16 protein-coding genes and 1 pseudogene are annotated in these 25,023 nt (G+C 64.0%); 11 read left to right on the top strand and 6 right to left on the bottom strand.

Annotation, left to right across the window (positions count from 1 at the left end; all coding sequences use genetic code 11):
- Positions 1-236: 236 nt before the first annotated feature.
- Positions 237-3,062, top strand: coding sequence for an FAD-binding and (Fe-S)-binding domain-containing protein (locus DESPR_RS10505; RefSeq protein ID WP_015724798.1), 2,826 nt, complete (start codon positions 237-239; stop codon positions 3,060-3,062).
- Positions 3,063-3,085: 23 nt separating this feature from the next.
- Here DESPR_RS10505 and DESPR_RS10510 read toward each other — a convergent pair whose 3' ends face one another.
- The 4 genes and pseudogenes from DESPR_RS10510 to DESPR_RS19225 form a co-directional block, all read right to left on the bottom strand.
- Entirely contained in the window at positions 3,086-4,414 is a 1,329-nt protein-coding gene (locus DESPR_RS10510; protein ID WP_015724799.1) for an HD-GYP domain-containing protein, read from the bottom strand.
- 108 nt (positions 4,415-4,522) lie between these two features.
- On the bottom strand, positions 4,523-4,774 hold the full coding sequence (locus DESPR_RS10515; RefSeq protein WP_015724800.1) for a hypothetical protein: 252 nt from the start codon (positions 4,772-4,774) through the stop codon (positions 4,523-4,525).
- 93 nt (positions 4,775-4,867) lie between these two features.
- Complete coding sequence (locus tag DESPR_RS19300; protein ID WP_425513486.1) at positions 4,868-6,130, bottom strand: type IIL restriction-modification enzyme MmeI; 1,263 nt, start codon at positions 6,128-6,130, stop codon at positions 4,868-4,870.
- Positions 6,033-7,220: pseudogene (locus tag DESPR_RS19225) on the bottom strand (DNA methyltransferase); the annotation flags it as partial. The gene DESPR_RS19300 and the pseudogene DESPR_RS19225, both read right to left, overlap by 98 nt.
- A gap of 774 nt (positions 7,221-7,994) precedes the next feature.
- Between DESPR_RS19225 and DESPR_RS10525 the strand changes: the two are divergent.
- The 5 genes from DESPR_RS10525 to DESPR_RS10545 all read left to right on the top strand — a co-directional run bounded on the left by DESPR_RS10525 (position 7,995) and on the right by DESPR_RS10545 (position 15,028).
- Positions 7,995-8,840 (top strand): universal stress protein, encoded by an 846-nt coding sequence (locus tag DESPR_RS10525; protein ID WP_015724801.1) that lies wholly within the window; start codon positions 7,995-7,997, stop codon positions 8,838-8,840.
- Positions 8,837-11,524 (top strand): cation-translocating P-type ATPase, encoded by a 2,688-nt coding sequence (locus DESPR_RS10530; RefSeq protein ID WP_015724802.1) that lies wholly within the window; start codon positions 8,837-8,839, stop codon positions 11,522-11,524. The genes DESPR_RS10525 and DESPR_RS10530 overlap by 4 nt, the downstream gene beginning before the upstream one ends.
- Before the next feature lie 92 nt (positions 11,525-11,616).
- Positions 11,617-14,286, top strand: coding sequence for a bifunctional acetate--CoA ligase family protein/GNAT family N-acetyltransferase (locus DESPR_RS10535; protein ID WP_015724803.1), 2,670 nt, complete (start codon positions 11,617-11,619; stop codon positions 14,284-14,286).
- Between the two features lie 134 nt (positions 14,287-14,420).
- Positions 14,421-14,612, top strand: a complete 192-nt coding sequence (locus tag DESPR_RS18500; protein ID WP_043769971.1) for a ferredoxin — start codon at positions 14,421-14,423, stop codon at positions 14,610-14,612.
- 140 nt (positions 14,613-14,752) lie between these two features.
- Positions 14,753-15,028: an Lrp/AsnC family transcriptional regulator gene (locus DESPR_RS10545; RefSeq protein ID WP_015724805.1), complete on the top strand. Its 276-nt coding sequence runs from the start codon at positions 14,753-14,755 to the stop codon at positions 15,026-15,028.
- Between the two features lie 374 nt (positions 15,029-15,402).
- Here DESPR_RS10545 and DESPR_RS10550 read toward each other — a convergent pair whose 3' ends face one another.
- Both DESPR_RS10550 and DESPR_RS10555 read right to left on the bottom strand, forming a co-directional pair.
- A complete protein-coding gene (locus tag DESPR_RS10550; protein ID WP_015724806.1) occupies positions 15,403-18,174 on the bottom strand; it encodes a cation-translocating P-type ATPase in 2,772 nt (923 codons plus the stop codon).
- A 120-nt stretch (positions 18,175-18,294) separates the two neighbouring features.
- Positions 18,295-19,125, bottom strand: a complete 831-nt coding sequence (locus tag DESPR_RS10555; RefSeq protein ID WP_015724807.1) for a nitroreductase family protein — start codon at positions 19,123-19,125, stop codon at positions 18,295-18,297.
- Positions 19,126-19,263: 138 nt separating this feature from the next.
- On the opposite strand from DESPR_RS10555, the gene DESPR_RS10560 reads away from it, so the two are divergent.
- The 5 genes from DESPR_RS10560 (at position 19,264) to nuoF (ending at position 24,986) form a co-directional block, all read left to right on the top strand.
- Positions 19,264-20,415 (top strand): lytic transglycosylase domain-containing protein, encoded by a 1,152-nt coding sequence (locus DESPR_RS10560; protein WP_015724808.1) that lies wholly within the window; start codon positions 19,264-19,266, stop codon positions 20,413-20,415.
- Between the two features lie 349 nt (positions 20,416-20,764).
- A complete protein-coding gene (gene coaD, locus DESPR_RS10565) occupies positions 20,765-21,295 on the top strand; it encodes a pantetheine-phosphate adenylyltransferase (protein ID WP_015724809.1) in 531 nt (176 codons plus the stop codon).
- A gap of 336 nt (positions 21,296-21,631) precedes the next feature.
- Positions 21,632-22,408: a TerC family protein gene (locus DESPR_RS10570; RefSeq protein WP_015724810.1), complete on the top strand. Its 777-nt coding sequence runs from the start codon at positions 21,632-21,634 to the stop codon at positions 22,406-22,408.
- A 269-nt stretch (positions 22,409-22,677) separates the two neighbouring features.
- Positions 22,678-23,136, top strand: coding sequence for an NADH-quinone oxidoreductase subunit NuoE (gene nuoE, locus DESPR_RS10575; RefSeq protein ID WP_015724811.1), 459 nt, complete (start codon positions 22,678-22,680; stop codon positions 23,134-23,136).
- Complete coding sequence (gene nuoF, locus DESPR_RS10580) at positions 23,133-24,986, top strand: NADH-quinone oxidoreductase subunit NuoF (protein ID WP_015724812.1); 1,854 nt, start codon at positions 23,133-23,135, stop codon at positions 24,984-24,986. The genes nuoE and nuoF overlap by 4 nt, the downstream gene beginning before the upstream one ends.
- Positions 24,987-25,023 lie beyond the last annotated feature (37 nt).

Here is a 25,023-nt window from a genome sequence, read left to right on the forward strand (position 1 = left end):
TGGACCATCGCCGCCCCGCCCCGGACATCGCGCGGGTGGCCGATTGTTCCATCATACCGTGGAACCGGACGGAACACATCAGGGAACTGCGGTCTGACCGGCCAGCGCCCGGTGTCAGCGAGCGCCTTGGTGTTTCCTTTGCCTGCCGCCGATCACTATCGCCGCAGTTTTCTGTGGTGTTTTCCGCTTCTATCCTCTATACATTGAAAATCATTCCCATCAACCAGGAGGCTGCCATGGTATCCGGAACGTACAAGACCTTCCACCAGCGGATCAAGCCGCATATCCCCGCCGACCAGATCATCACCGACCCCCTGCGCACCGTCACCTTCGGCACCGACGCCAGTTTCTACCTGCTGGTGCCCAAAATCGTGATCAACGTCAACACCGAGGCCGAGGTGCAGCTGATCCTGCGCGAAGCCGGCCGGCTGCGGCTGCCGGTCACCTTCCGTGCCGCCGGCACCAGCCTCTCCGGCCAGGCGATCACCGACTCGATCCTGGTTCGGCTCGGTCCGGGCTGGAACCGCTTTCGAGTGTTCGCCAACGCCAGCAAGATCCAGCTCCAACCGGGGATCATCGGCGGCCACGCCAACCGCATCCTGGCCGAATTCGACCGCAAGATCGGCCCGGACCCGGCCTCGATCGACAGCGCCAAGATCGGCGGCATCCTGGCCAACAACGCCAGCGGCATGTGCTGCGGGGTGGAACAGAACAGCTACCGCACCCTGGATTCGATGCGCATCATCCTCGCCGACGGCACCATCGTCGACACCGCCGACGACAAGAGCCGGGCCGCCTGCCGCCGCAGCCACCCTGCCCTGCTCGACGGCCTGGCCGCGCTGCGCGACCGGGTTCGCGCCGATCAAGAGCTGGCGGAGCGCATCCGTTACAAGTTCAAAATCAAAAACACCACCGGCTACAGCCTCAACGCCCTGGTCGATTTCGACGACCCTTTCGACATCATGCAGCATCTGATGATCGGCTCCGAGGGCACGCTCGGTTTCATCGCCGACGTGGTCTACCGCACCGTGATCGAGCATCGCCACAAGGCCAGCGCCCTGATCTTTTACCCGGATATCCGCACCGTCTGCGAGGCGGTGGTCATCCTCCAGCAGCAGCCGGTGGCGGCCGCCGAACTGATCGACCGTGCCGGCCTGGCCTCGGTCACCGGCAAGCCGGGCATGCCGCCCTTCCTGGCCGAGCTTGATCCGGGCGTCACCGCCCTGCTGATCGAGACCCGAGCGGAGACCGCCGAGGCACTTCGTGCCCAGATCGAACAGATTACCGCAAGCCTGGCCGATCTGCCCACGGTGCGGCCAATCGAGTTCACCGCCATTGCCGAGGAGTACACCCAACTGTGGAAGATCCGCAAGGGGCTGTTCCCGGCGGTGGGCGCGGTCCGCCAGACCGGCACCACGGTCATCATCGAGGACGTGGCCTTTCCCATCGAACACCTGGCCAATGCCACCCTCGATCTCCAGGAGCTGTTCCGCAAATATGGCTATACCGAGGCGATCATCTTCGGCCATGCCCTGGCCGGCAACCTCCACTTTGTCTTTACCCAGGATTTTTCCATCCAGACAGAGGTGGTCCGCTACCGCGACTTCATGGACGGGGTGGTGCGCCTGGTGGCGGAGAAATACGACGGCTCGCTCAAGGCCGAACACGGCACCGGCCGCAACATGGCGCCTTTTGTGGAGAAGGAGTGGGGCGAGGCCGCCTTTGGCCTGATGCAGGAGATCAAAGCCCTGTTCGACCCCCAGGGGCTGCTCAATCCAGGCGTCATTCTCAACGCTGACCTCGAAGCCCATATCAAGGACCTCAAGCCCCTGCCGCCCACCCACGAATTGGTGGACAAGTGCATCGAGTGTGGCTTCTGCGAGCCGGTCTGCCCGTCGAAGAACCTCACCTTTACCCCTCGGCAGCGCATCGCCGGCCGCCGCGAGATCAGCCGGCGGCTGGCGGCCAATGCCGGCCAGCGGGAGGTGCAGCGGCTGATCAAGGCTTACCGCTATCCGGGCATGGACACCTGCGCCGCCGACGGCCTCTGCGCCACCCTCTGCCCGGTGGGGATCGACACCGGCAAGATGGTCAAGAGCCTGCGCGAGGAGGCCAACGGCCAGCTGGCCAAGGCGGTTTCCCGGTACGTGGCCGATCATTTCAAGGGCGTGACCCGCTCGGTGAGCGGCTTGCTCGACACGGTGGATGGGGTCCACCGTTTGGTCGGCACGCCGATGATGGAACAGGCCACGCAGCTGGCCCGCACCGTCAGCGGCGGCCTGGTGCCCCTGTGGAACCGGGAAATGCCCGCCGGCGTGCCCGCCCTGCGCCCGCCAGCTCCTGCCGGAGAACTCCAGGTGGTTTATTTTCCCAGCTGCGCCAGCCGGGCCATGGGCGGGCCGGCCCGCCACGACCTCGAACGCACCGGCCTGCCGCACAAGACCTTGGCCCTGCTCGCCAAGGCAGGTTACGGCGCGATCCTGCCCGAGCGGGTGGAGGCGCTCTGCTGCGGCCAGGCCTTTGAGAGCAAGGGGTTGATGCGCCAGGCCGATGCCAAGGCCGACGAACTGAGCGATGCCCTGCTCAAGGCCACCCGTGACGGCGAGCTGCCGGTGCTGTGCGACACCAGCCCCTGCCTGCAGCGGATGCGCAACACCCTCGACAAGCGGCTGAGACTCTATGAACCGGTGGAATTCGTGCTCGAATTTCTCCAGGATCGGCTGGTGTTTGCCCGCAGGAAGGAACGGATCGCCCTCCATGCCACCTGCAGTACCCGCAAGATGGGGCTGGACGGCAAGCTGCGCCAACTGGCGCAACTCTGCGCCAAGGAGGTGGTGGTGCCCGAGGATATTCACTGCTGCGGCTTTGCCGGCGACCGCGGCTTCAACTTCCCGGAACTCAACCGCGCGGCCCTAGCTGGCCTGAAAGAGCAGGTCTACGGCTGCGAAACCGGCTATTCCACCAGCAAGACCTGCGAGATCGGCCTGGCCCTGCACGCCGAGATCCCCTACCGTTCGATCCTCTATCTGGTGGACGAGGTGACCGACCCCTTGCCTGCCTAGGGTAACCAGGCGGGATTCTGCCGCTAGTCCAGCAGGATCTCGCCCTGGCTAAAGGCGCGGGTGATGATGGTCTTGAGTTCATCGCGCAGCCCCTGGCTGTCGCGGCCCGCATAGGCCCGATACACCCTGGCCGAGATGACGAGGAAGGCATCGACGACCTTGGGGTCGAAATGGCTGCCCCGGCCCTGGCGGATGAGATCCAGGGCCGCCTCGTAGGAAAGCGGCTGCTTGTAGGGCCGCTTCGAGGTCAGGGCGTCAAAGACATCGGCCACGGCAAAGATTCGCGCCACCAGCGGAATGGCCTCCCCGGTCAGCCCGTTGGGATACCCGCTGCCGTCGAATTTCTCGTGATGCGCCCCCACCACCTGGGCCGCGTCGGCCAGCCACATTGATCCATCAATGATCTCCAGCCCGTGGCGCACATGCGCCTGCATCTGGGCAAACTCCCGCGCATCCAACCCGCCCGCCTTGAGCAGAATCTGGTCGCGAATGCCGATCTTGCCCACATCATGGAGAAAGGCCCCCTTGATCAGGGTCTGGAGCGCGCTGTTTTCCAGACCAAGGACCTCGGCCAACCGCACCGCGTACAGGGTGACGCGGAAGTTGTGCGCGTCGGTGTCGCTGTCGCGCTTGGCGATGGCGCTGGCCAAGAGCGACAGGGTACCCAGGTTGGCCTCCAGCAGGTTGCGGGAAAACAGGGTCAGCTTGCGCACCAGCTGGAGGATGACCGGATAGAGCAGGCCGCTGGTGGCGACGACGATCAGCAGGGCCATGACCACGCTGTGCCGCAGCGTCTTCTGCAAGGCCTGCCTGGCGGCCTCGGAGGGGGCGAACACGGCCTCGGCGTAGGCCGGATTCGGGCCTGCCGGATCGGTGAGCGGCATGACCACTAGCACGTGCAGCCGCTCGCCCACCATGACCACCTCCGCCGCTTCGCCCCCCGGTGGGGGCCGGCGCGGCCGGGAGTGGGCCAGGCGCTTCACCGCTTCGATCAGGGGATAGCTGTTGGCTGTCCGCTCCTCGCTCTCCCCGGTGCCGGGAACAAAAAATTGCACATAGACAAACTCGCCGTTGGCCGGTTTGGCCGCGACCGAAAGCCGCTCCTCCAGGGCCTGATGAAAGGCGGCGCGTTGTTCCCTGCCCTGCTCCTGTGCGATTTGGATGGTGCGGGCGATCAGCAGCTGGATTTCAGCGCGGGTCTCCTCGACCACCTGGGCGCGCAGGTTCTGTTGTTCGCTGTAATAGACCGCCGCCCCGGTCAGCAGACCGATGACCACGGCCATCAGCGCCAACCGCAGGGTCAGAACGCGATAGACAAAGGTTTGCAGGGAAAGGGGCCGGGATCTGGTCATGGCGGGCTCCGTTGCGGAATGGTTGAGGGGATGCCGGGGCGGCGTTCCCGGCCCTGGCCGGATGGGCGGGCACCACGCCAACCAGTCGCGGCGAAAGGTCAACCGGAGTCAGAACTTGAGCAGGGCGATGAATCCGTAAATGGCAAGGTACAGCGACAACAAGGCGGCCAGCAGCATCGCCAGCCTGCCGAAGAGCAGACCGGACGCCCAGATGAGCAGGGTGGCAAACGGCATGAGCAGCAGCACGTACAGCGCGGCGTCGGTACACGGCGGCAGCAGCAACAGCACCACCATGACGCCGAAAAAACGATAAAATCCTCGCTGGGTGGTGTCCACATACACCGGAGAGGTGTTGTCCATGGCAAGGTCCTCCATTGCTTTACCCATAAAGAAAAAAATGGGCGACGTCAAGGCTCGTTGCCGGTCGACAGCCACGGCAGACCACGGCACGGTTCACGCTCGAGCCCTGTCCTCGCCGACGGACACCGGCGCGAGGTTGCGGGCCAGCAGCCGGGCGAGAATGGTCGGGTCGGGCATGGCCGGGCTGTAGTCGTCCCAGCCGTAGGCCAGGGCAACGGCGCGGTCGAGCTGCTCCTGACGCAGCCGCAGGCCGGCGGGCATCTCGTTGTAGAGGTTGGTCAGGGTACGTTTTTTCCAGGCAGCGGCATGTTCGGGTTTGGGCTGTGGTCGCGGCGGCAATCCGGCGGCCTGCTCCTCGGGGGTGATCACCCAGTCGAGCCACTCTTCCGGGTTGAGCCAGTGCTCCCGCCAGCGGAGCAGTTCGGCGGCAGCGGCACCGATGGCCGCCAACGGTTCGCCGGCAGGTGGGGCGGGATCGTGGAGATCAAAGCCCGGTGGAAAGGGAAAGGTTTCAAAGGTGAGACTGACGTTGTAGCGAGGGTCATTGCCCAAGCCCATGCGCCCGCCTTTTTCAATGGCCCAAAGACAGTGGATGCGAGAGGAGAGGATGCCCAAAGTGGCGTCGTCCTGGCGGGGAATGACGATCAGGCTGTGTTCCGGCGCCACCTGCACCGGAAAGCGGACAAAAAAGCGATGCTTGGCCGTCTCCGGAGTGGCGATGTAGTGGCTGAGCCCCTGGAGCGCGGCGCACAAAGCCGGACGCTTCTCCCCGTGCTGCAACCATTTTTCTGCTCTGGCCACTCGATTGTTGTTGATTCGTACCGGCTTGACCATGGCCTCCACGTGGGCAAAGGGCTTGAGGTAATCGGCGGCCTGGCGCTGGTCCATGGCGGCGAAATCGATCACCCACTTGCCGGCCCAGCGGCGGGTGATGTCCGACCCATTGTAGATCGGCCGGACCACGTCGCTGTTGGGCCGACCGTTGGGGTTGCCGGTGTCCGCCAGCCAATCGAGCGCCGTGGGCCGTGTCCACCTTGAAGGGTCCGGCCAGGCAGATGCCGAAGAACGATCGTCCCTTGTTGGCGGCCAGCGGCCGCGCCTGGGTGAGATCCAGGGTCTGGTCCGCCTCGGCGCTGCCGGTGAGGTCGGCGTGGATCGCGGCCACCGGCTGACCGTCGAGCCGGACCGTGTTGCCCCGGCCGAAACAAACCAGGCTGACCCGCACCGCCGCCCCTTCGTTGACCCAGTCCTCGTCCGACCAGGCCTCAAAGATGCGGGTGGTGGCCTGAATGCGTTCCAGCACCACCCGGTTGCGTTTCTGACGGATGGAGTTGGTGGCCACCAGGCCGGCGGCATCCGCCAGACCCGCCTCGATCTGGGCGCGCGCCTTTTCAAACCAATAGGTCACCAGGTCGGCGCCGCCGGGCACCCGCCCCTGGTAGCAGCCGCGCAACCGCTCGACAGAGTCGTCGCCCAGCTCGCCGCGCATCATCTTGTCGCCGAGAAAGGGCGGATTGCCGACAATCACATGGGCCTTGGGCCAGCTGGCCTCGCTGCCGTCCGGGTTGAGCAGGGCATCGCGATGCTCGATGCTGTCGAGTGAGCGGAGAATCGGATCGCGGGCGATTTCCCGGCCGTTGCGGCGGCACCACTGGATATCGCCGATCCATACCGTGGTGCGGGCCAGTTCGGCGGCGTACTCGTTGATCTCGATGCCGCAGATGTTCTGCGGCCCGGTCATCATCAGCAGCTTGGCCGGATAGCCCAAGTCCTGGGCCTCGATGTTGACCTGCTTTTCCACGTCGCGCAGGGCCTTGAGGGCCAGATAAAGAAAGTTGCCCGAACCGCAGGCCGGATCGAGCACGCGGAAGCTGAACAGGCGCTGGAGAAAACCGTGGTAGGCGGCGCGGGCCTTGAGAAAGGCCTTGCTCCTGGGTCCCTTGCCCTGGCCGGCGGCGATGATGGCTTTGACCTCCCGCCATTCGGCCAAAAGCGGTTCGGTGATCAGCGGGTGGATCAGCTTGGCGATAGTGCCGGTGTCCGTGTAATGGGCGCCGAGCGGAGCGCGGGCTTTCGGATCCAGGCCGCGCTCGAACAGGGTGCCGAAGATGGTCGGATCGATGGCCCGCCAATCGCGGTCGGCGGCGGCCCGATGGAGGGCGGCCACATCGTCTGTGGTCAGTTCCGGGATGTCGATGGTTTGAAACAGGCCGCCGTTGAACCAGGCAATGTCGTGGTCGCCGTACTCGCCGCCGGATTTCTTCTGCATGGCGCCAAAGAGCTTGCCGATGCGGTTGGCGGCCTTGGCGGTATCGGTACCAGCGTTTCCGAGAATATCGGTAAAAATATTTTCGGGCAGCAGTGCCTCGTCCTCGGCGAACATGCAAAACAGGCACTGCACCAGAAAATGGGCGATGCGCTGGCCGTCCACGCCGCGCCCGCGCATGGTCTGGGCCAGCAGGGCAAACTGGCCGGCAGCCTCCTCGGTGATCGCCGCCGTCGATTTTTCCGGCCGCAGCTTGAGCGGGTCGGTGAACACCCAGGTCAGCAGCTGCCGCGTGCCGGGGTCGGTCAACTCCTCGATGGCGATTTCGCGCGGTTCATCGGGATAGCCAGTGAAGGCGGTGTGGATGACGATGCGCTCGCGGTCGCACACCACCAGCAGTGGCGGATTGTCGAGCTGCAGGGCATAGTCGGTCAACTGCTTGAGGGCGGCCCCCAGATCGCGGCCCGGCTTCTTGTTTTCCCAGCCAAAACAGCCGCGCTTCCACACATCGGCTCAACCATCGCCGCCGCCGGTCTTCTTGGCGCCGCGTTCAAAACAGTAGTTGTCCGGGTCGCGCGGCTTGTCGACGCCGAGCAGGTCACACAGGTCGTTGAAATGCTGCTGGGCGCCGGCACGTTCATTGAGCCGGTTATCTTTTCAGAGAGCAATGAAGTGTTCGGGGGTCATGGGCGTGTTGTCGCTTGCTGGGGCCTCTGAAGAACCACACAGCCAAAGGGGGAGGCCGTCCGGAAAACGGCAGGATTTTTTAATTTTTTCTTTATATTACGGTTTGATCTCTTGTCAACAGCAATCATGGGCAGCCAGTCCCCGCATAACGGTGCCCGGCAGGGGCCGTGTCTGACTCCACTTCCCGCTTGCATTCCTCGCCCAACTATCCTTTACTCACGGCAGGATAGGTTCTGTCGACCACGCAATCGCTCCCTTGGAGGCACGATGGACCGACGGATTGTTCTGGCGCACGACGGCTCGATCAACGCCGACTGGGTGGGCCGCTACGCCCTGCGCATGGCCGCCGCCCTACCCAGCCGACAGTTGCTCTTTGTCCACATCCTGGACGGTTCCTGCCCGCGCGGCCGGATCGAGGCCAAATACGCGGCCTTCGCCCGTGAATGCGCCCAGCACGCCATTGAAAGCAGTTGCCTGATCCGTGAGTTGGAAGGTGATGTCCTTTCCTCCCTGTTGCGGACCATTCCGCCGGGCGAGCAGACCTACTGCCTGTGCGGGGCGCGCATCGCCCCTCGGGGCCGGGGGTTTCTCGCCGGCACCGTTTCGGAACGGCTGCTCCGCTCCGGGCTCTGCAACGTCATGGCCATCCGCGTGGTCAGCCCCGGCCTGCTCGGCTGCCCGCGCACCCTGCTCTTTCCCCTGGCCGGCCATCCGCGCGGCCCGCGTGCGGCCCTGCCCTTTCTCCGCCTGCTCGTCACTTCGGTCAACCGGCTTCACCTGCTGCGGGTGATGACGGTCAATCCGCTGTATTTCCGCTACATCACCGCCGCCGCCGCCAAGCGGAAGATCAGCGTGGGCTCCCACTATCTCGCCCAGGCGGCGGCGGAGATTCGCGCCCAGATCGCCGATGTCCCCCTGCACGTGGACCGGCACGTGACCCTTTCCGACGACTGGGCCAAGGAGATCCTCATCCAGGCGGGCAAACTCAACGCGGCCATGATCCTGCTCGGCGCCACCGAGCGCAGCCTGCCCCACCGATTTTTCTACGGCAACCGCATCGAACAGATCCTGCGCGCCACCGCCTGCGACGTCGGCATCTACCGGACCCTATGAACGACCATCCCCTTCATATCGGCCGGATTCCGCCGGAGCAGGTCTACGCGATTCTCCATAGCGGTGCCGAGGGCCTGGCGTCGGCCGAGGTCCGGGAGCGGCTGGCGCATGTCGGCCCCAACCGCTTCGAGGTGATCGACCGCTGGAAGCTGGCCCGGACCCTGGGCCGCCAATTCACCAACTTTTTGGCCATCCTGCTCTTTGTCGCGGCGGCCATCTGTTTCATTGCCCACCGGATCAATCCCGGCGAGGGCATGGGCGTGCTCGGCTGGGCCCTGGTGGTGGTCGCCCTGGTCAACGCCCTGTTCAGCTTTTTTCAGGAGTACCGGGCGGAACGGGCCATGGAAGCCTTGAAACAGTTTCTGCCGCACATGGTCGAGGTCCGCCGCCAGAGGGGGCTTGTCCGTCTGCCGGCCGAGGAAATCGTGCCCGGCGACGTGGTGATCCTCTCCGAAGGGGACAAGGTGGCCGCCGACCTGCGCCTGATCGACGCCAAGGGACTGCTGGTCGACAACTCACCGTTGACCGGCGAATCAGCGCCGGTGCGGCTGGTTGCCCAGGCCCAGGACAAACCGCTGGTTGAGTGCGACAACATCGCCTTTGCCGGCTGCACCGTGCTCCAGGGCACGGGGACGGGGGTGGTGTTCGCCACCGGCCTGCGCACCCGTTTCGGCCGCATCGCCCAGCTGTCGCAGACCATCCGCCGCACGACCTCGCCGCTGGAGCGCGAAGTGTCGCGCATGATCCGCATCCTCACCCTCATTGCCTGCACCATGGGCGCGAGCTTCTTTCTCTACGGCGTTGCCAGCGGCAAGCCACTGTGGATGAACCTGGTGTTCATGATGGGGATCATTGTCGCCAACGTGCCGGAAGGACTGCTGCCCACCCTGACCCTGGCGCTGGTGATGGGCAGCCTGCGCATGGCGAAAAAGAATGTGCTGGTGACCAGCCTGGGCGCGGTCGAAGCCCTGGGCGCGGTCCATGTGATCTGCACCGACAAGACCGGCACCCTGACCCAAAACCAACTGACCATCACCCGCATGGTGGCGCCGCTGACCGGCGCGGCCCTCGCGCCCGAAGCGGAGCGGTCCCTGACCCGCCTGGCCCTGGCCGCCTCCGAGGTGCGCGAGAGCGGCGAGCAGCTGCTCGGCGACCCCCTGGACGTGGCCGTGGCCCGCCATTGGCGCCAGACGCTCCACGGCACGCCCCACGAGGTGCGGCGGCAGGTGGCACGCTCCTTTGCCTTTGATGTGGGCAAGCGCCGTTCCGGCGGAATCGTCGAGGATGAAAACGGGCCAGTGCTCGTGGTCAAGGGCGCCTTTGAGGCGATTGCCCCCATGCTTGCCGGCGTGGCCGCCGGTACCGCGCTGGACCTGCGCGAACAGGTGGCCGCCTGCGAAACGGTGATGCGCGACATGGCCGGCCAGGGGTTACGGGTGATCGCCGTGGCCCATCGGCCGCTGAGCGCCGCCGAGGTGGCGTCGGTGATGCCCGAGGAGGCCACGGCCGAACCACTGGAACACGATCTGCTCCTCGCCGGATTCATCGGCATCGAGGACCCGGTACGGTCCGAAGTGCCCCAAGCGGTGGCCCGATGCCACGGCGCCGGCATCGAGGTGCTGATGATCACCGGCGACCACCCGGCCACGGCGCTGGCGGTGGCGGCCAAGGCCGGCATTGTCCGCCCGGGCGAAACGGCGCATTGCACCGGCGAGCAGCTCAAGGGACTGACCGTCGACGACCTGATCGAACAGCTGCGGCAGGGAGTGCGCATCTTTGCCCGCACCACCCCGGAGCAGAAGATGAAAATCGTCTCCGCCCTCAAGCGCATGGAGCGGGTGGTGGCCATGACCGGCGACGGAGTCAACGATGCCCCGGCCCTGCGGGCCGCGGACATCGGCATCGCCATGGGCCGCCAGGGGACGGACGTGGCCCGCGAGTCGGCCCAGATCATCCTCTTGGACGACAATTTCGCCTCCATCGTCGACGGCGTCGAAGAGGGACGGACGGTCTTCGCCAACATGAAAAAATTCACCAGCTACGTGCTGGTGAGCAACGGTCCGGAAATTTTGCCCTATCTGTTGTACATCGTCCTGCCGGTGCCCTTGGCCCTCAACATCATCCACATCCTGTCCATCGACCTGGGCACGGACCTGGTGCCCTCCATCGGCCTGGGTCAGGAACCGGCCGATCCGGAGGTGATGCTGCAACCGCCGCGCGCCCAGGGCCAGGAGCTGCTCACCCCGGCCCTGATGGTCCGCAGCTACTGTTTTCTCGGGATGATCGAAGGGTTGTGGTCGCTGCTGCTTTTCTTTGCCGTGCTGATCGACGGCGGCTGGCGGTACGGGACCGAGCTGGCCGTGGATGCGCCACTCCACCGCTCGGCGGTGGGCATCACCCTGGCGACCATCCTCCTAATGCAGATCGGCAACCTGGCCGGACGCCGTTTCGAACAACGATCCGGTCTGGATGCGGGGCTGTTCCGCAACCGTTTCCTGCTGGCCGGCATCCTCATCCAAATCGTCCTTTCCTGGGCCATTCTCTACTGGCCGCCCTTGTCGCGGGCCCTGGGCACCGGGCCGGTGGCACCGCGATTCTATGGGCTCGCCTGGCTGGGCATCGTGCTCATTTTTGCCCTGGATTATCTCCGTAAAAGGCTTGTCAATCGCCGCAGGAAAGGGTAGGTGAAGTCTACCCTTGCCCGGCCGCTCCCCAGCCGCCGCGGCAGGTCACAGGGGAAAAGACCATCACGCCAACCCACAAGGGATCAGACTCCATGGAACAATTCTTTGACCCACAAAGCATCGCGGTCATCGGCGCCAACGACAAACCCAACGCCATCGGCTCCGCCCTGATGGACAACATCATCCAGGGCGGGTTCCGGGGCACCGTCATCCCGATCAACCCCCACCATGAGACCGTGCGCGGCCTCAAGGCCTATGCCACCATCACCGAGGTGGAGCCGGCCCCGGAGATGGCGATCATCGCCACGCCGATCGCCACCGCTCCGGAGATCGTCCGTCAGTGCGTGCGCGCCGGCACCCAGGGGGTGATCATCATCTCCGCCGGCGGCAAGGAGCTGGGCGAGGAAGGAGCGCTGATCGAGGAACAGATCCAGGGCGCGGCCGAAGGTTCGGGCATGCGGATCATCGGCCCCAACTGCATGGGTGTCATCCGGCCGAACAAAAATCTCAACGCCACCTTTGCCGGCGGCATGCCGGCCAAGGGCAGCCTGGCGGTGATTTCCCAGAGCGGCGCCATCTGCGCGGCGATCCTCGACCGGGCGGCCGAGGAACACATGGGCTTCAGCCACTTCGTTTCCATCGGCTCCATGCTCGACGTCGATTTCGGCGACATGATCGACTACCTGGGCAACGACGGTTCGGTCAAGGCGATCCTTCTGTACATGGAAAATCTGACCAACCCGCGCAAGTTCATGAGCGCGGCCCGTTCGGTGTCGCGGATCAAACCGATCATTGTCCTCAAGGCCGGCAAGAGCCAGGCCGGGGCCCGCGCCGCCTCGACCCACATCGGCGCCATGGCCGGCGAGGATGCGGTCTACGATGCCGCCTTCAAGCGGGCGGGCATTGTCCGGGTGCCGTCGCTGGCACGGCTGTTCGACTGCGCCGAGCTGACCGCCAAGCAGCCGCGGCCGGCGGGCACCCGGCTGGCGATCGTCACCAACGGTGGCGGCCCCGGGGTCATGGCCGCCGACACCCTGGCCGAATACGGCCTGGAACCGGCCCGCATCCCCGACGAGATCATGACCCAGCTGGGCGAGATTCTGCCGCCCTACTGGAGCCGGGGCAACCCCATCGACATCCTCGGCAACGCCACGGTCGAGCGGTACACCAAGGCCCTGGAGATCTGCCTGGCCAGCCGGGAGTTCGACGGCATCCTGGTGATCATGGTGCCCCAGGACCTGACTCCGCCCGAAGAGGTGGCCAGGGCGCTGGTTAAGCTGGTCAAGCGCAAACGGGTGCCGGTCTTTGCCGCCTGGATGGGCGGCAAGCGGATGGCCGAGGCGATCAACATCCTCAACCAGGCGAACATCCCCACCTACGAGACCCCGGAACGGGCGGTGCGCGCCTTTCTCTACCTGCACGAGTACACCCGCAACCTGGAGCTGCTCTCCCAGGTGCCGCCCAAACTGGCCACCGAACTCTATTTCAACCGCGACCAGGTGTTCCGCACCATTTACGAGAATTTCGAGCACGAGAACCTGCTGCTCTCGGAGATGCAGAGCAAGGAAATCCTGGCCGCCTACGGCATCCCGGTCAACGACACCCGGCTGGCCGCCACCATCGAGGAGGTGATCGACCTGGCGGCGGAGATGGAGATGCCGCTGGCCATGAAATTGGTGTCGCCGGACATCAGCCACAAATCCGATGCAAACGGGGTGCAGCTTGACCTGCGCAACGAAGACGACCTGCGCGCCGCCTTTCAGCGGATCATGGACGGCGCCCGGGCGCACAACCCGGAGGCCCGAATCCTCGGCGTCACCCTCCAGACCTTTATCGCCCACCCGGATTTCGAGCTGCTGATCGGCAGCAAGACCGACGACAATTTCGGCCCGGTCATCTGTTTCGGTTCGGGCGGCGTCTTTGCCGAGGTACTCGACGACAAGGCGCTGGGCCTGCCGCCGCTCAACCGCCTGCTGGCCCGCAGGATGATGGAGGAAACCCGTATCCTGCCGCTGCTCAAGGGGTATCGCAACAGCACGCCGGCGGATCTGGAAAAGCTGGAGGAGCTCCTGATGCGCCTTTCCCAGCTGGTGATCGACTTCCCCGAGATCGTCGAACTGGACATCAACCCGGTGCTGGTCAAAAACGGCGAACCCTGCGCGGTCGACGCCCGCATCCGCCTGGAACGGGTGGAAAACGGCGCCAACAACCTCCACCTGGTGATCAGCCCCTACCCCCAGCACCTGGAGCGGCACGACCTCACCGACATGCAGATGCCGCTGTTCATCCGGCCGATCAAGCCCGAGGACGCGCCGCTGTTTGTCGAGCTGTTCAACTCGCTGACCCCGACCAGCATCTATTACCGCTTCTTCAGCGTGGTCAAGACGCTCTCCCCCGAGATCCTGGCCCGCTTCACCCAGATCGACTACGACCGCGAGATCTCTTTTGTCGGCCTGGACGACCGCGAGGGCGAGGAACGGATGCTCGGCGTGGCCAACATCGTCGGCGAGCCGGACGGCAAGCGCGGCGAGTTTTCGGTGCTGATCGGCGACCCCTGGCAAGGCAAGGGTATTGGCGCCAAGCTGCTCCTCCAGTGCCTGAGCATTGCTCAGGAACGCGGCATGGAAATCGTCTGGGGCACGGTGTTGGCGGAAAACCGCTACATGATCGCGCTTGGCAAGAAGCTCGGGTTCACCGTCAAACAGGGCGAGGACCCAGCGGAATACAAATTGACGATTGACCTGAAAACCGCAAAACTGTAAAGGAAGCGGCGACGATGCCAAGGCCCCGCGCTCGACCCTGCCGGCGGTCCGCCGGCATCGTCGAGGAGCGACCGCCGGCCGCTGCCCCGCATGCGGTGACCGGCATTTTTTTTACTTCTGCACGAGAACACGGAATGTCGAAACAAGTAGCAATCAATCAGGAAGAATGTTTGGGCTGCGAGGCCTGCGTGGAATTATGCCCGGAGATCTTCGGGTTTGACATCGATGAAACCAAGGCCTATGTGCTCATGGAGGAAGACGGCGACGAGGACTGCATCGAGGAAGCGATCGGTTCCTGTCCAGCCGGATGCATCTCCTACGAGTGAGCGCGCCCAGCGTGTCCAAGGCGGCCGGGCGGGGCATGTCCGTCCGGCTGTTTCTTTTCGCGGCCGAACCGACCGCCGCCCGAGCGGGCTGAAAACCATCCGCTCACCACTGTTCACCCCCAGCAAGCGTGAGGAACACCATGGTTACTTCGATCATTCTCATCAACGCCGAACGAACCAAGATCAACGAAGTCGCCGAGAAGCTGCAGGAAATCGCCGGCATCTCCGAGGTCTACTCGGTAAGCGGCAAATACGACCTGGTGGCCATCATCCGGGTCAAGACCAACGACGACCTGGCCGATCTGGTCACCAACAAGATGCTGGCCATCGACGGCATCGCCAAAACCGAAACCATGCTCGCCTTCCAGGCCTATTCGCGCCACGACCTGGAAGCGATGTTTGCCGTGGGGATGTGAGTCCTGTTCCACGGCACGCCTGAAGTGCGTTGCTGATCCTGTCGACGAGTGTGACCGGGAGCGATCGCCGGTCACGCCGAGACGGCTCCCGGTCACATCCCCTCCGCCCCACCCCTCGCGAGATTTCGATCTCCATGGCAGTCTGGTCGCCGTGGCGATGGGGCAGGCAACGGCTCTCTCCCCCTGCGCCACCAGCGCCGCCTTTCCATGGCAAGGGTCCCGCTCCCGGCGCCCTCCCTGTGTACCGCTCCTTTCCCACCCCCGTCCAGGCCGCCCCCTGGCAAAATGGAGGTCGCGACCAAAAAAAGGGCCGGAACCTTGCGGTTCCGGCCCTTGAATCATGGGAGAGAATCCCCGGGCAACGATGACACGCTTCAGACGTCTTCCGTCCGTCTGCCCCTGGCCAGGGAACGAACCCATTTTTCCAGGGAAATGAGCGGGAAGATCACGAAGCTGGCCGCAAGCGTGATGCCGAGATCGGTGAGCGACAACGGCGCGGTCTTGAACACCCGTTGCAGCAGCGGCAGATAGACGAACAGTGCCTGCAGGACCAGAACCACGCCGATACCCCAAAACACGGTGGCATTGCTGAACAGGCCGATCTTGAGGATGTTGTCCTTGAGCGACCGGCAGTGGATCATGTAGAAAATCTGAAAAAAGATGACAAAGGTGACGGCAATGGTCTGGGCCTTGGCCAGGGCCAGGGACTCGGCCACGCCGCCGGCCAGCTGCTGCTGATATTCCATGTTGAACAAAATGATGGTGCCGGCGGTCATCAGCACCGACACCGCCACCACCCGAAAGACGACAAAGGTGTTGAACAGCGGCGCCTCGGGCCGGCGCGGCGGCCGGTTCATGATGTCCGGCTCCTTGACCTCGAAGGCCAGCGGTAGCGCCAGGGCCACGGCGGCCACCAGGTTGATCCACAGCAGCTGGGTGGGCAGCATGGGCAGGAGCAGGACCTTGGTCACCGGGTCAAAGGGAAAGAAGATGATGCCGTAGATCAGGATCAGGGCCAGCCCCAGGTTGGTGGGCAGGAGAAAGGCGAGCGATTTGATCAGGTTATCGTAGACCCGCCGTCCTTCCTCCACCGCGGCGCTGATGCTGGCGAAGTTGTCGTCGGCAAGGACGATGTCCGCCGACTCCTTGGACACCGCCGTGCCGGTGATGCCCATGGCCACGCCGATGTTGGACTGCTTGAGTGAGGGCGCGTCGTTGACCCCGTCGCCGGTCATGGCCACGATGTGGTTATCCGCCTGCAGGGCCTTGACCAGCCGCAGCTTGTGTTCCGGAGCCACCCGGGCAAAAATATTGGTGGTCCGCACGCTTTCGTTGAGCGCCTCGTCTTCCATGGCGGCCAGCTCGACCCCGGTGACCGCCCGGCCGCCCGCCGCCAGCTTGAGGTCGGTGCCGATGGCCAGGGCGGTGGTCCGGTGATCGCCGGTGATCATCTTGACCGTGATCCCGGCCCGGTGGCAGGCCGTGATGGCCTCGATGGCCTCCTCGCGCGGCGGGTCGATCATGCCGATCAGGCCGAGAAAGGTGAACCCGTCGCTCACCGCCCCCTCGTCCAGGTCGTCTCCTCCGTCCCAATTCTTGGCCGCCAAGGCCAGCACCCGCATGCCGTTTTCGCCCATGCGATTCATTTCGGCCGCGATGTGTTGGTGCAGCGATTCGTCCGTCGCCTGCAGACAGCGCTTGAACACCACCTCGGGCGCGCCCTTGAGCACGATGGTCCGGGTTTCGCCGCCGTGCAGGGTGGCCATGTACTGATTTTCCGAGGCAAAGGGGATGGCGTCGAGTCGGGGAAACCGATTATTGACCTCGTCGGCCGTCAGTCCGGCCTTGGCCGCGGCCACCAGCAGCGCCGCCTCGGTTGGATCGCCGGTGATCGACCACTGGCCGTTGTCATGGTGCAGGGTGGCATCGTTGCACAACACCGACTTGACCAGCAGATCGCGCAGATCCTCGGGCAGGCGGGCAACGGCTTGCCCATCCATGGTGAAGCTGCCCACCGGATCATAGCCGATGCCGCTGATCCGGCAGGTAGCGGCCGGAGTCATCAATTCGGTGACGGTCATCTCGTTGCAGGTCAGGGTGCCGGTCTTGTCGGAACAGATCACCGTGGTCGAGCCAAGCGTTTCCACCGCCGGCAGGCGGCGAATGATGGCGTTGCGCCGCGCCATGCGCTGCACGCCGATGGCGAGCGCGATGGTGACCACCGCCGGCAAGCCTTCGGGTATGGCGCCGACCGCCAGGGCGATGGCGAAGATCAGGGTCTCCTTGAGGGCCGCGCCAAGCGGAATGGCGATGTCGAGCGCCCGCTTGACCCCGACCGCGAGAATGACCACCGACACGGCGACGATACCGATGGTGATCCAGGTGCTGACCTCGGCCAGTTTCTTGGTCAGCGGGGTGTCGAGATCCACGGCACTCTCCAGCATGTCGGAAATGCGGCCCAGCTCGGTGCCCATGCCGGTGGCGGCGACCACGGCGGTGGCCGTGCCGGCGGTGACCAAGGTGCCGCTGTAGACCATGCAGGTACGATCGCCCAGGACCGCATCCTTGTCGACCGGGACCAGCGTTTTTTCCACCGGCACCGATTCGCCGGTGAGCGCCGCCTCCTCGACCTGCAAATTTTTCAGGGAGACGAGCCGCATGTCGGCCGGCACGCTGTCGCCGGCGGCCAGCAGGACCACGTCGCCGGGCACTAGATCAATAGCCGGCACGGTGACGTTTCTGCCCTCGCGGATGACCGTGGCGTTTTGCGGCACCATGTCGGACAGGGCCTCGATCGCCCGCCCGGCCTTGAATTCTTGAATAAAGCCGATGATGGCGTTGATCACCACCACCGACAGCACCACCAAACCGTCGGTCATCTTGCCCAGCACCACGGCCAGCGTTCCCGAGCCGAGCAGGACCCAAATGAGGGGATTGTTGATCTGCCGCCAGAGAAGCTGCAATATGCTGTCCTTGGGTTTGCGCTTGATCTGGTTGGGCCCGTGGATCTGCAGCCGCGCCTGGGCCTCTTCCTGGCGCAGTCCGGCCTCGCTGCTGGCCAGCTCCCGAAACGCGGCCTCCGGGCTCAGGGTATGCCAAGGGGACGCGGCAGGGGATGGATTAGTGGTGATGGATCGATTGTTCATTGCGGCGTTGCTCGTTGAAGTGAATGGACGGGAAAAAGTTTGTTGCCAAGATATAAGCATCGACAGCCATTGTGCAACCGCCAATGGCGTGCACGGGGCGAAGCCGCTGCCGCGACCGGGTCATGTTCCCATGCGCCAGTGGATCGAGGACGGGTTGCGGACGGGCAGACGACGGTAGGCGAACTTCGGGTAGCCAACCATCATCGCCCCATGGCACTGGCGTCCTGGCGGCAGCCCCAGGGCTTCGGCCATCGGCGGATAGGCATTGACCGCGGCATTGAAGTATCCGGCCCAGCAGCCGCCCAGCCCCAGAACGGTTGTCGCCAGTTCCAGATAGGTCAGGGCGATGGTGCAGGTGGTGGCCGCCATGCGGTTGGCCGTTTCCGCATGGGCAACGATCACCGCCGGCGCGCCGCGCAGGATGACATCATGCCCGGCCCGCCAGCGCTCCACGGTGCGATCGAGATGGAGGGCCTTGGCCGCCTCGGGCGTCTCGGCCCGCATCCACTCCATCCAGTCGATGACCATGCCGGCCAGTTTCCGCAACTCCTGCCGATCGCCCAGAACCAGCCAGCCCACGCCCTGGGAATTGATGCCGGAGGGCGCATGGCGGGCGATGTCGATCAGCTTGGCCAGGGTGTCCCGGGGTACCGGCGTGTCCCGGTAGACACGGATCGAGCGGCGGGCACGAAGAAACTGCTCGCCTTGTTCGGACGAGCAGCGCAGTTCTGGCCGCACTGGCGGGCAGACGTCGACCGGCATATCCCGGTGACTGAAGCTGCCGGTGGGGCAAACCGCGACACAGTGGCCGCAGCGGATGCACAGGTTTGCGGCGTCCATGGCAGGCACTGGCAACGCTCCCGGCGCCCAGTCGATGATCCCCATGGGGCAGACGGCGGCACAGACGCCATCCCGGTTGCAGGTCTGCTGGTTGACGGTGAACAGTTCCATCGGGCCTCCTTTTTGGCTATGGGTTGACAGCACCCCCTGAAAAATGGTCTGTTCAGGGGCCGAAAAACGACGGCCGCGGGCTGGGCACGGGCCGCGAGATGCACTGTACCTCTTTTTTTAACGGGCACGAACACCAGCGTGGACAAAAAAGCAAAATCCGCCAAAAAAACACCACCGGCGAACACCGAGCAAGCGTCTCCCCCGGATACCGCTCCGAGCGAAAACCAGCAACCCCCCTCGGCTTCCAAGCCGCCAGTCCAGCGAAAGCCCCGATCCACGGCAAAAAAAGGCACGGGCCGCAAGCGGCGCCGCAAAAAGCCCGCGCTCCTCACCCGCCATCTGATTGCCCTCACCACCGTGGAAATCGCCTGCCTGACGCTGAGCGCCATGACCGGGATCGTGGTCCTGCTCGGCCACGCGACGGAACGTTTTTCCGGCACCAGCCTGCTGTCCCACCTTCTGCCCTTCACCACCGGAGTCCTGGCCTTGGTGGTCGCGGCCGCCCTGCTGCTGATCGGCTGGCTGCGGCTGCGACGCTGGCTGGGGCAAAAGTGGCTGTTTCTGCCGGCGATTCTGGCCCTGACCATGGTCCTGGTTATTGGCGGCTTTGCCCTCAAGGGCTCCTTTTTCTTTGCCTTCAGCCAGTTTCGCATCCTGGTCGGCGGCAAGGAGGAAGCCAGCCGGATCACGCTCACCCATCAGGTGTTTGCCGCCTATCGCCGCCACGACCCCTCCCAGTTGCGGCAGATGATCGAACGGGCCAAACCCTATGGCCCGGACATCGACGCCGCGGCCCAGGCCTTTGGGCTTGATCCGGACCTGCTCCATGGCATCGCCGCGACCGAATCATCCTTTCTTCCTCGCGAGAGCAAGGACGGCGGCCAGGGGTTGTTCCAGATCACCCAGGTTCCGGAAGCGGCCCTGCGCGAAGCGGGCAGCCGGCTTGGGGTCGATCGGCCGGTGATCACCAATCACCGTCACAACGGCTTCATCGCCGCAGCCACCCTCAACCACTACCTCGGCCAGATGAACAACGACCTGTTTCTCGGCCTGCTGGCCTATAACATCGGTCCAAAAAACGGCGGGCTGCGCTTCATCATGCAGCAGTACGGGGCCACCGATTTCATCACCGTGCAGCCCTATCTCCAGCAGCTGCCGCGCGACTACCCCATCCGGGTGCTGTCCCAGGCTCTGGCCTTCCGTCTGTTTCGCAAGGGGGGAACCCTGCCGGCCTACGAGGAAGGGCTGAACGCGGTGCGCATCCAACACATCGGTATTCCCGGACTCTAGCCCCCAACCAGCCGCCCGGTGCCGCCCCTTCTCCTTTCTGGATGGAGGAAAGATTTCCAAATCAATCCTTACGGGAATATAATATTGACGGAGAATAGACCGATTTGCTATAGCATACCACCATTCTCCCGATTGATTTTCCCGCTGATACCGTCCGGTTTCCTCGGCACACCGCCGCGAGGGGATGGAACAGCGTGGGAGAACAAAGGAGGGGTTGCTCCTGGCGGATAAACGGCAGTGGAAACCGCAAGGTTCCATGTCGCCATGCAAGATGATCGCGTGTTGATCTTTCACGAGCGCCCTGGCCATGGGGCCCGTTGCATCCACAACGTATACTGCAGGATTTTCTATGAAAGGAATCTACGCTGGAAGTTACGATCCGCCGACCAACGGCCATCTGTGGATGATTGACCAGGGGGCCCGTCTGTTCACCAAATTTTATGTGGCGGTCGGCCAGAATTCACAAAAGGAGTACACCTTCTCCCTGGATGAGCGGATGCAGATGCTCAAGGAGATCTGCGGCCGGTACCGCAACGTGGAGGTGGTCCACTTTGAAAACAAATTCCTGGTCAAATACGCCGAGTCCATCGGTGTTGATTATATCCTGCGCGGCATTCGCAACGAAAAGGACTACACCTACGAGCGCGGCATGCGGTACGTCAACAGCAACATGAACGACTCCATCCAGACCCTGTTCATGATGTCGCCACGCCATTTGGTGGAGGTGAGTTCTTCCCTGGTCAAGGGATTGGTGGGTTCGGACGACTGGGAACTGGTGGTGCGCGAATATGTTCCGGATACGGTCTACTACAAGATGCTGAGCAAATTCGGTCGAATACACCTCCATCACACCCGCCGGCGAATTCTCGAGAAAATCTAGGCAACTGGGGCATCGCACGGTCCGCCTTCCGGTGGGCCCGTTTTCCCACCTTTTTCTTGAGCTTATCCGCCTCTTCATGGCGCCTGCCCCTCACCGGCAACGATCAAATTCGTCTGCCGGCAATCGCCCGCCGCTCCCCGTGTTGCGAGTATTGTCTCTTGATCCAAGGTACGCCACATCCTCTTGGCCGTCCATGCGCTTTCTGCAGCACCCACCGGGATCCTGTCTGCTTGAAGAATGGGCCGCCGAGGCGTACAATGGGCGCGGCGTTGTTCGCCGCTGAAGGGGAAAAGATACCTATTTAATTGCATTCGACTCAAAAAGGAAAACAAACGTATGGAATGGTTGTGGGATATCAGCATTTGGAGCTCCCTCTTGACACTGACCGTGTTGGAAATTGTGCTCGGCATCGACAACATCGTGTTCATCACCCTGCTGGTGGACAAGGTGCCGGCGGGCAAACGCGCCTTTGCCCGCCAATTTGGCCTGCTGGCCGCCATGGGCACCCGCATCCTCCTGCTGATGTCGGTGGCCTGGCTGGCCAAACTGGTCGCGCCGCTCTTCGAGGTGGCGGGCCATCCTGTTTCCGGCCGTGACCTGGTGCTGCTGCTCGGCGGTCTGTTTCTCATCTACAAGGCGGTGATCGAAATCCACGGCAGCCTGGAAGGCGGCGACGAGGCACACGGCCCCAAACACCTGGCCTCGCAGCTGCCGCTGGTCATTGCCCAAATCGCCATCATCGACATCGTCTTTTCCCTGGATTCGGTGATCACCGCCGTTGGTTTGGCCGACCATCTCTGGGTGATGATCGCCGCCATTGTCATGGCCATCGGCGTCATGATGGTGGCCGCCAAACCGATCGGCCAGTTTGTCGCTCAACATCCGACCGTCAAGATGCTGGCCCTGTCCTTCCTGGTCCTGGTGGGCGTGGCCCTGGTGGCCGAGGGCACCGGTCACGAGATGCCCAAGGGATACCTCTATTTTGCCATGGCCTTTTCCTTCATCGTCGAGATACTCAATCTCCGGCTGCGCAAAAAGGCCGCGCCGGTCCAGCTGCACCAGGTCTACGACCGGGTTCGCCTCCCGGACACCGAAGCAGGCGGCAACCACTGAGCTGCGGCAATGTCAGCCGCATGCGGAAGACATCGTTGCCGCCGGTCCAGCACCCACCCGTCGGCTGTTCCCGGACCGTACTCGATCCCGTCCCTGTCGGCTCAACAACCGCCAGGAACGGGCCAATCGTTCTCCCTTCGCCCTGTATCCTTTTGTCCCAGCCCGGCTTTTTTCCTTTCTTGACAAGTTTCCCCCACAGGGATAAGGAAAAGGCCTTCTATCCGTTTTCCTCAATGCAATAATTTTCCCAGATGCCCCAGGAGCGCCGCATGACAACGGAACAACCTGATTTGGAAAACATCCTTACCGCCTACGGCCGGGAACGGGACAACCTCATCCCGCTGCTGCAGGAGGTACAGGACCGTTTTCGGTATCTTTCCCCAGAGGCGGTGCAGGCGGTGGCCGATCACCTCGAACTCTCGGCCAACGACGTCTACGGCGTGGCCACCTTTTACGCTCAATTCCGTTTCGTGCCGCCCGGCCTGCACCACATCAAGGTGTGCGAGGGCACGGCCTGCCATGTGCGCGGCAGCGACCGCATTCTCGAATCCATCAGCCGCGCCACCGGCATCGCCCCTGGCCAGACCAGCAGCAATGGCCAGTTCAGCCTGGAACGGGTGGCCTGTTTCGGCTCCTGCGCCCTGGCCCCGGTGGTGGTGGTGGACGACAAGGTCTACGGTCGGATGACCGCCGCCAAAACCAACAAGCTCATTGAGGACAAGAAATGAGTTTCGCCGCGCGACAACAACAGGCACAAATCGTCTGGCAACGTTTTGAGCAGCCGGACCGGCCCCGCATTCTCATCGGGTCGGCCACCTGCGGCCGCGCCGCCGGATCGCTGGAAGTCATGGCCGCCTTTGCCGCCGAACTGGCCAAACAGGGATTGACCGAATCCGTGGACGTGGTCGAGGTCGGCTGCCTGGGCATGTGCTATGCCGAGGTGCTGGTGGAGATCCGTGGCCGCGACGGCAAGCGGGTCCTGTACCAGAGTGTGGAGCCGCGCCATGTCGAGGCCTTGGTCGATGCCCAGCTGGTGCGGGGCGAGGTCTTTGCGCCGCTGGCCCTGGCGGTGATGAACGACACGGATGAAACCGTTCCTGCCTTCACCGACCTGCCGATGATCCAGCCCCAGGTGCGGATCGTGCTGCGCAACTGCGGCATCATCGACCCGACCAATATCGACCACTACCTGGCCCAGGGCGGCTACAGCGGCATGGCCCGCGCCTTTTCTCTGGGGCCGGAACAGGTGATCGAGGAGATGAAGGCGTCCGGCCTGCGCGGTCGCGGCGGGGCCGGTTTCCCCACCGGGGTCAAGTGGGGGTTTGCCCGCAGCTCGGTGGCGGATCAGAAATACGTGATCTGCAACGCCGACGAGGGCGATCCTGGTGCCTTCATGGACCGGTCGGTGCTGGAAGGCGACCCGCACGCGGTGCTGGAAGGGTTGCTGATCGCGGGCTATGCCATCGGCGCCACCGTGGGCTATGTCTACTGCCGGGCCGAATATCCGCTGGCCATCGAACGGTTGCAGGACGCTATTGCCCAGATGCGCGAGCAGGGGTTCCTGGGCGCGAACATTCTCGGTTCGGGTTTTGATTTCGACATCAAGATCAAGAAGGGGGCCGGCGCCTTTGTCTGCGGCGAGGAGACCTCGCTGATGCAGTCCATCGAGGGCAAGCGCGGCATGCCGCTCTCCAAGCCGCCCTTTCCGGCGGTGTCCGGCCTGTTCGGCAAACCGACCAATATCAACAATGTCGAGACGCTGGCGGCGGTATCGGCGATCATGGAGAAGGGCGCGGCCTGGTATGCCGGGTTCGGCACCGAAAAGAGCCGGGGCACCAAGACCTTTGCCCTGGCCGGCAAGATCACCCGCACCGGCTTGATCGAGGTGCCCATGGGCATCCGCTTGCGCACCATCATCGACGAGGTCGGCGGCGGCGTGCTCGGCGGCAAGCCCTTCAAGGCGGTGCAGACCGGTGGGCCGTCGGGCGGCTGCATCCCGGCCCAGTTCATCGACCTGGAGGTCGATTACGAACACCTGGCTTCGGTCGGCTCGATCATGGGCTCGGGCGGCATGATCGTCATCGATGCGGAATCGTGCATGGTCGACATGGCCCGCTACTTCCTCACTTTCACCGAGAACGAGAGCTGCGGCAAGTGCGTGCCCTGCCGCATGGGCACCCAGCACTTGCTGCGCATTCTCACCGGCATCACCCAAGGCAAGGGGACGTTGGATCAGTTGGATACGCTGCGCAAGATCGGCGACACCATGAAGAGCGCCTCTCTGTGCGGCTTGGGGCAAACAGCGGCCAACCCGGTGCTGACCACGCTCCAGTATTTCGAGGAGGAGTACCGGGCCCACATCGAGGACCACAAGTGCCCGGCCGGTGCCTGCCGCGCCCTGATCCGCTTCGACATCGATCCGGCCCGTTGTACCGGCTGCGGCGCCTGTCTGCGCGCCTGTCCGGTGGCGGCGATCAGCGGCGAGAAGAAACAGCCGCACGCTATCGACCAGCAGCTGTGCATCCAGTGCGGTTCCTGCCGCCAGGCCTGCAAGTTCGAGGCGGTGCTGGTGGATTAACGGCCAGGCAAGCGGAGCATTGGAGCCAAGTTTTTTT

The sequence above is a fragment of the Desulfobulbus propionicus DSM 2032 genome (assembly GCF_000186885.1).
Classification (GTDB): domain Bacteria; phylum Desulfobacterota; class Desulfobulbia; order Desulfobulbales; family Desulfobulbaceae; genus Desulfobulbus; species Desulfobulbus propionicus.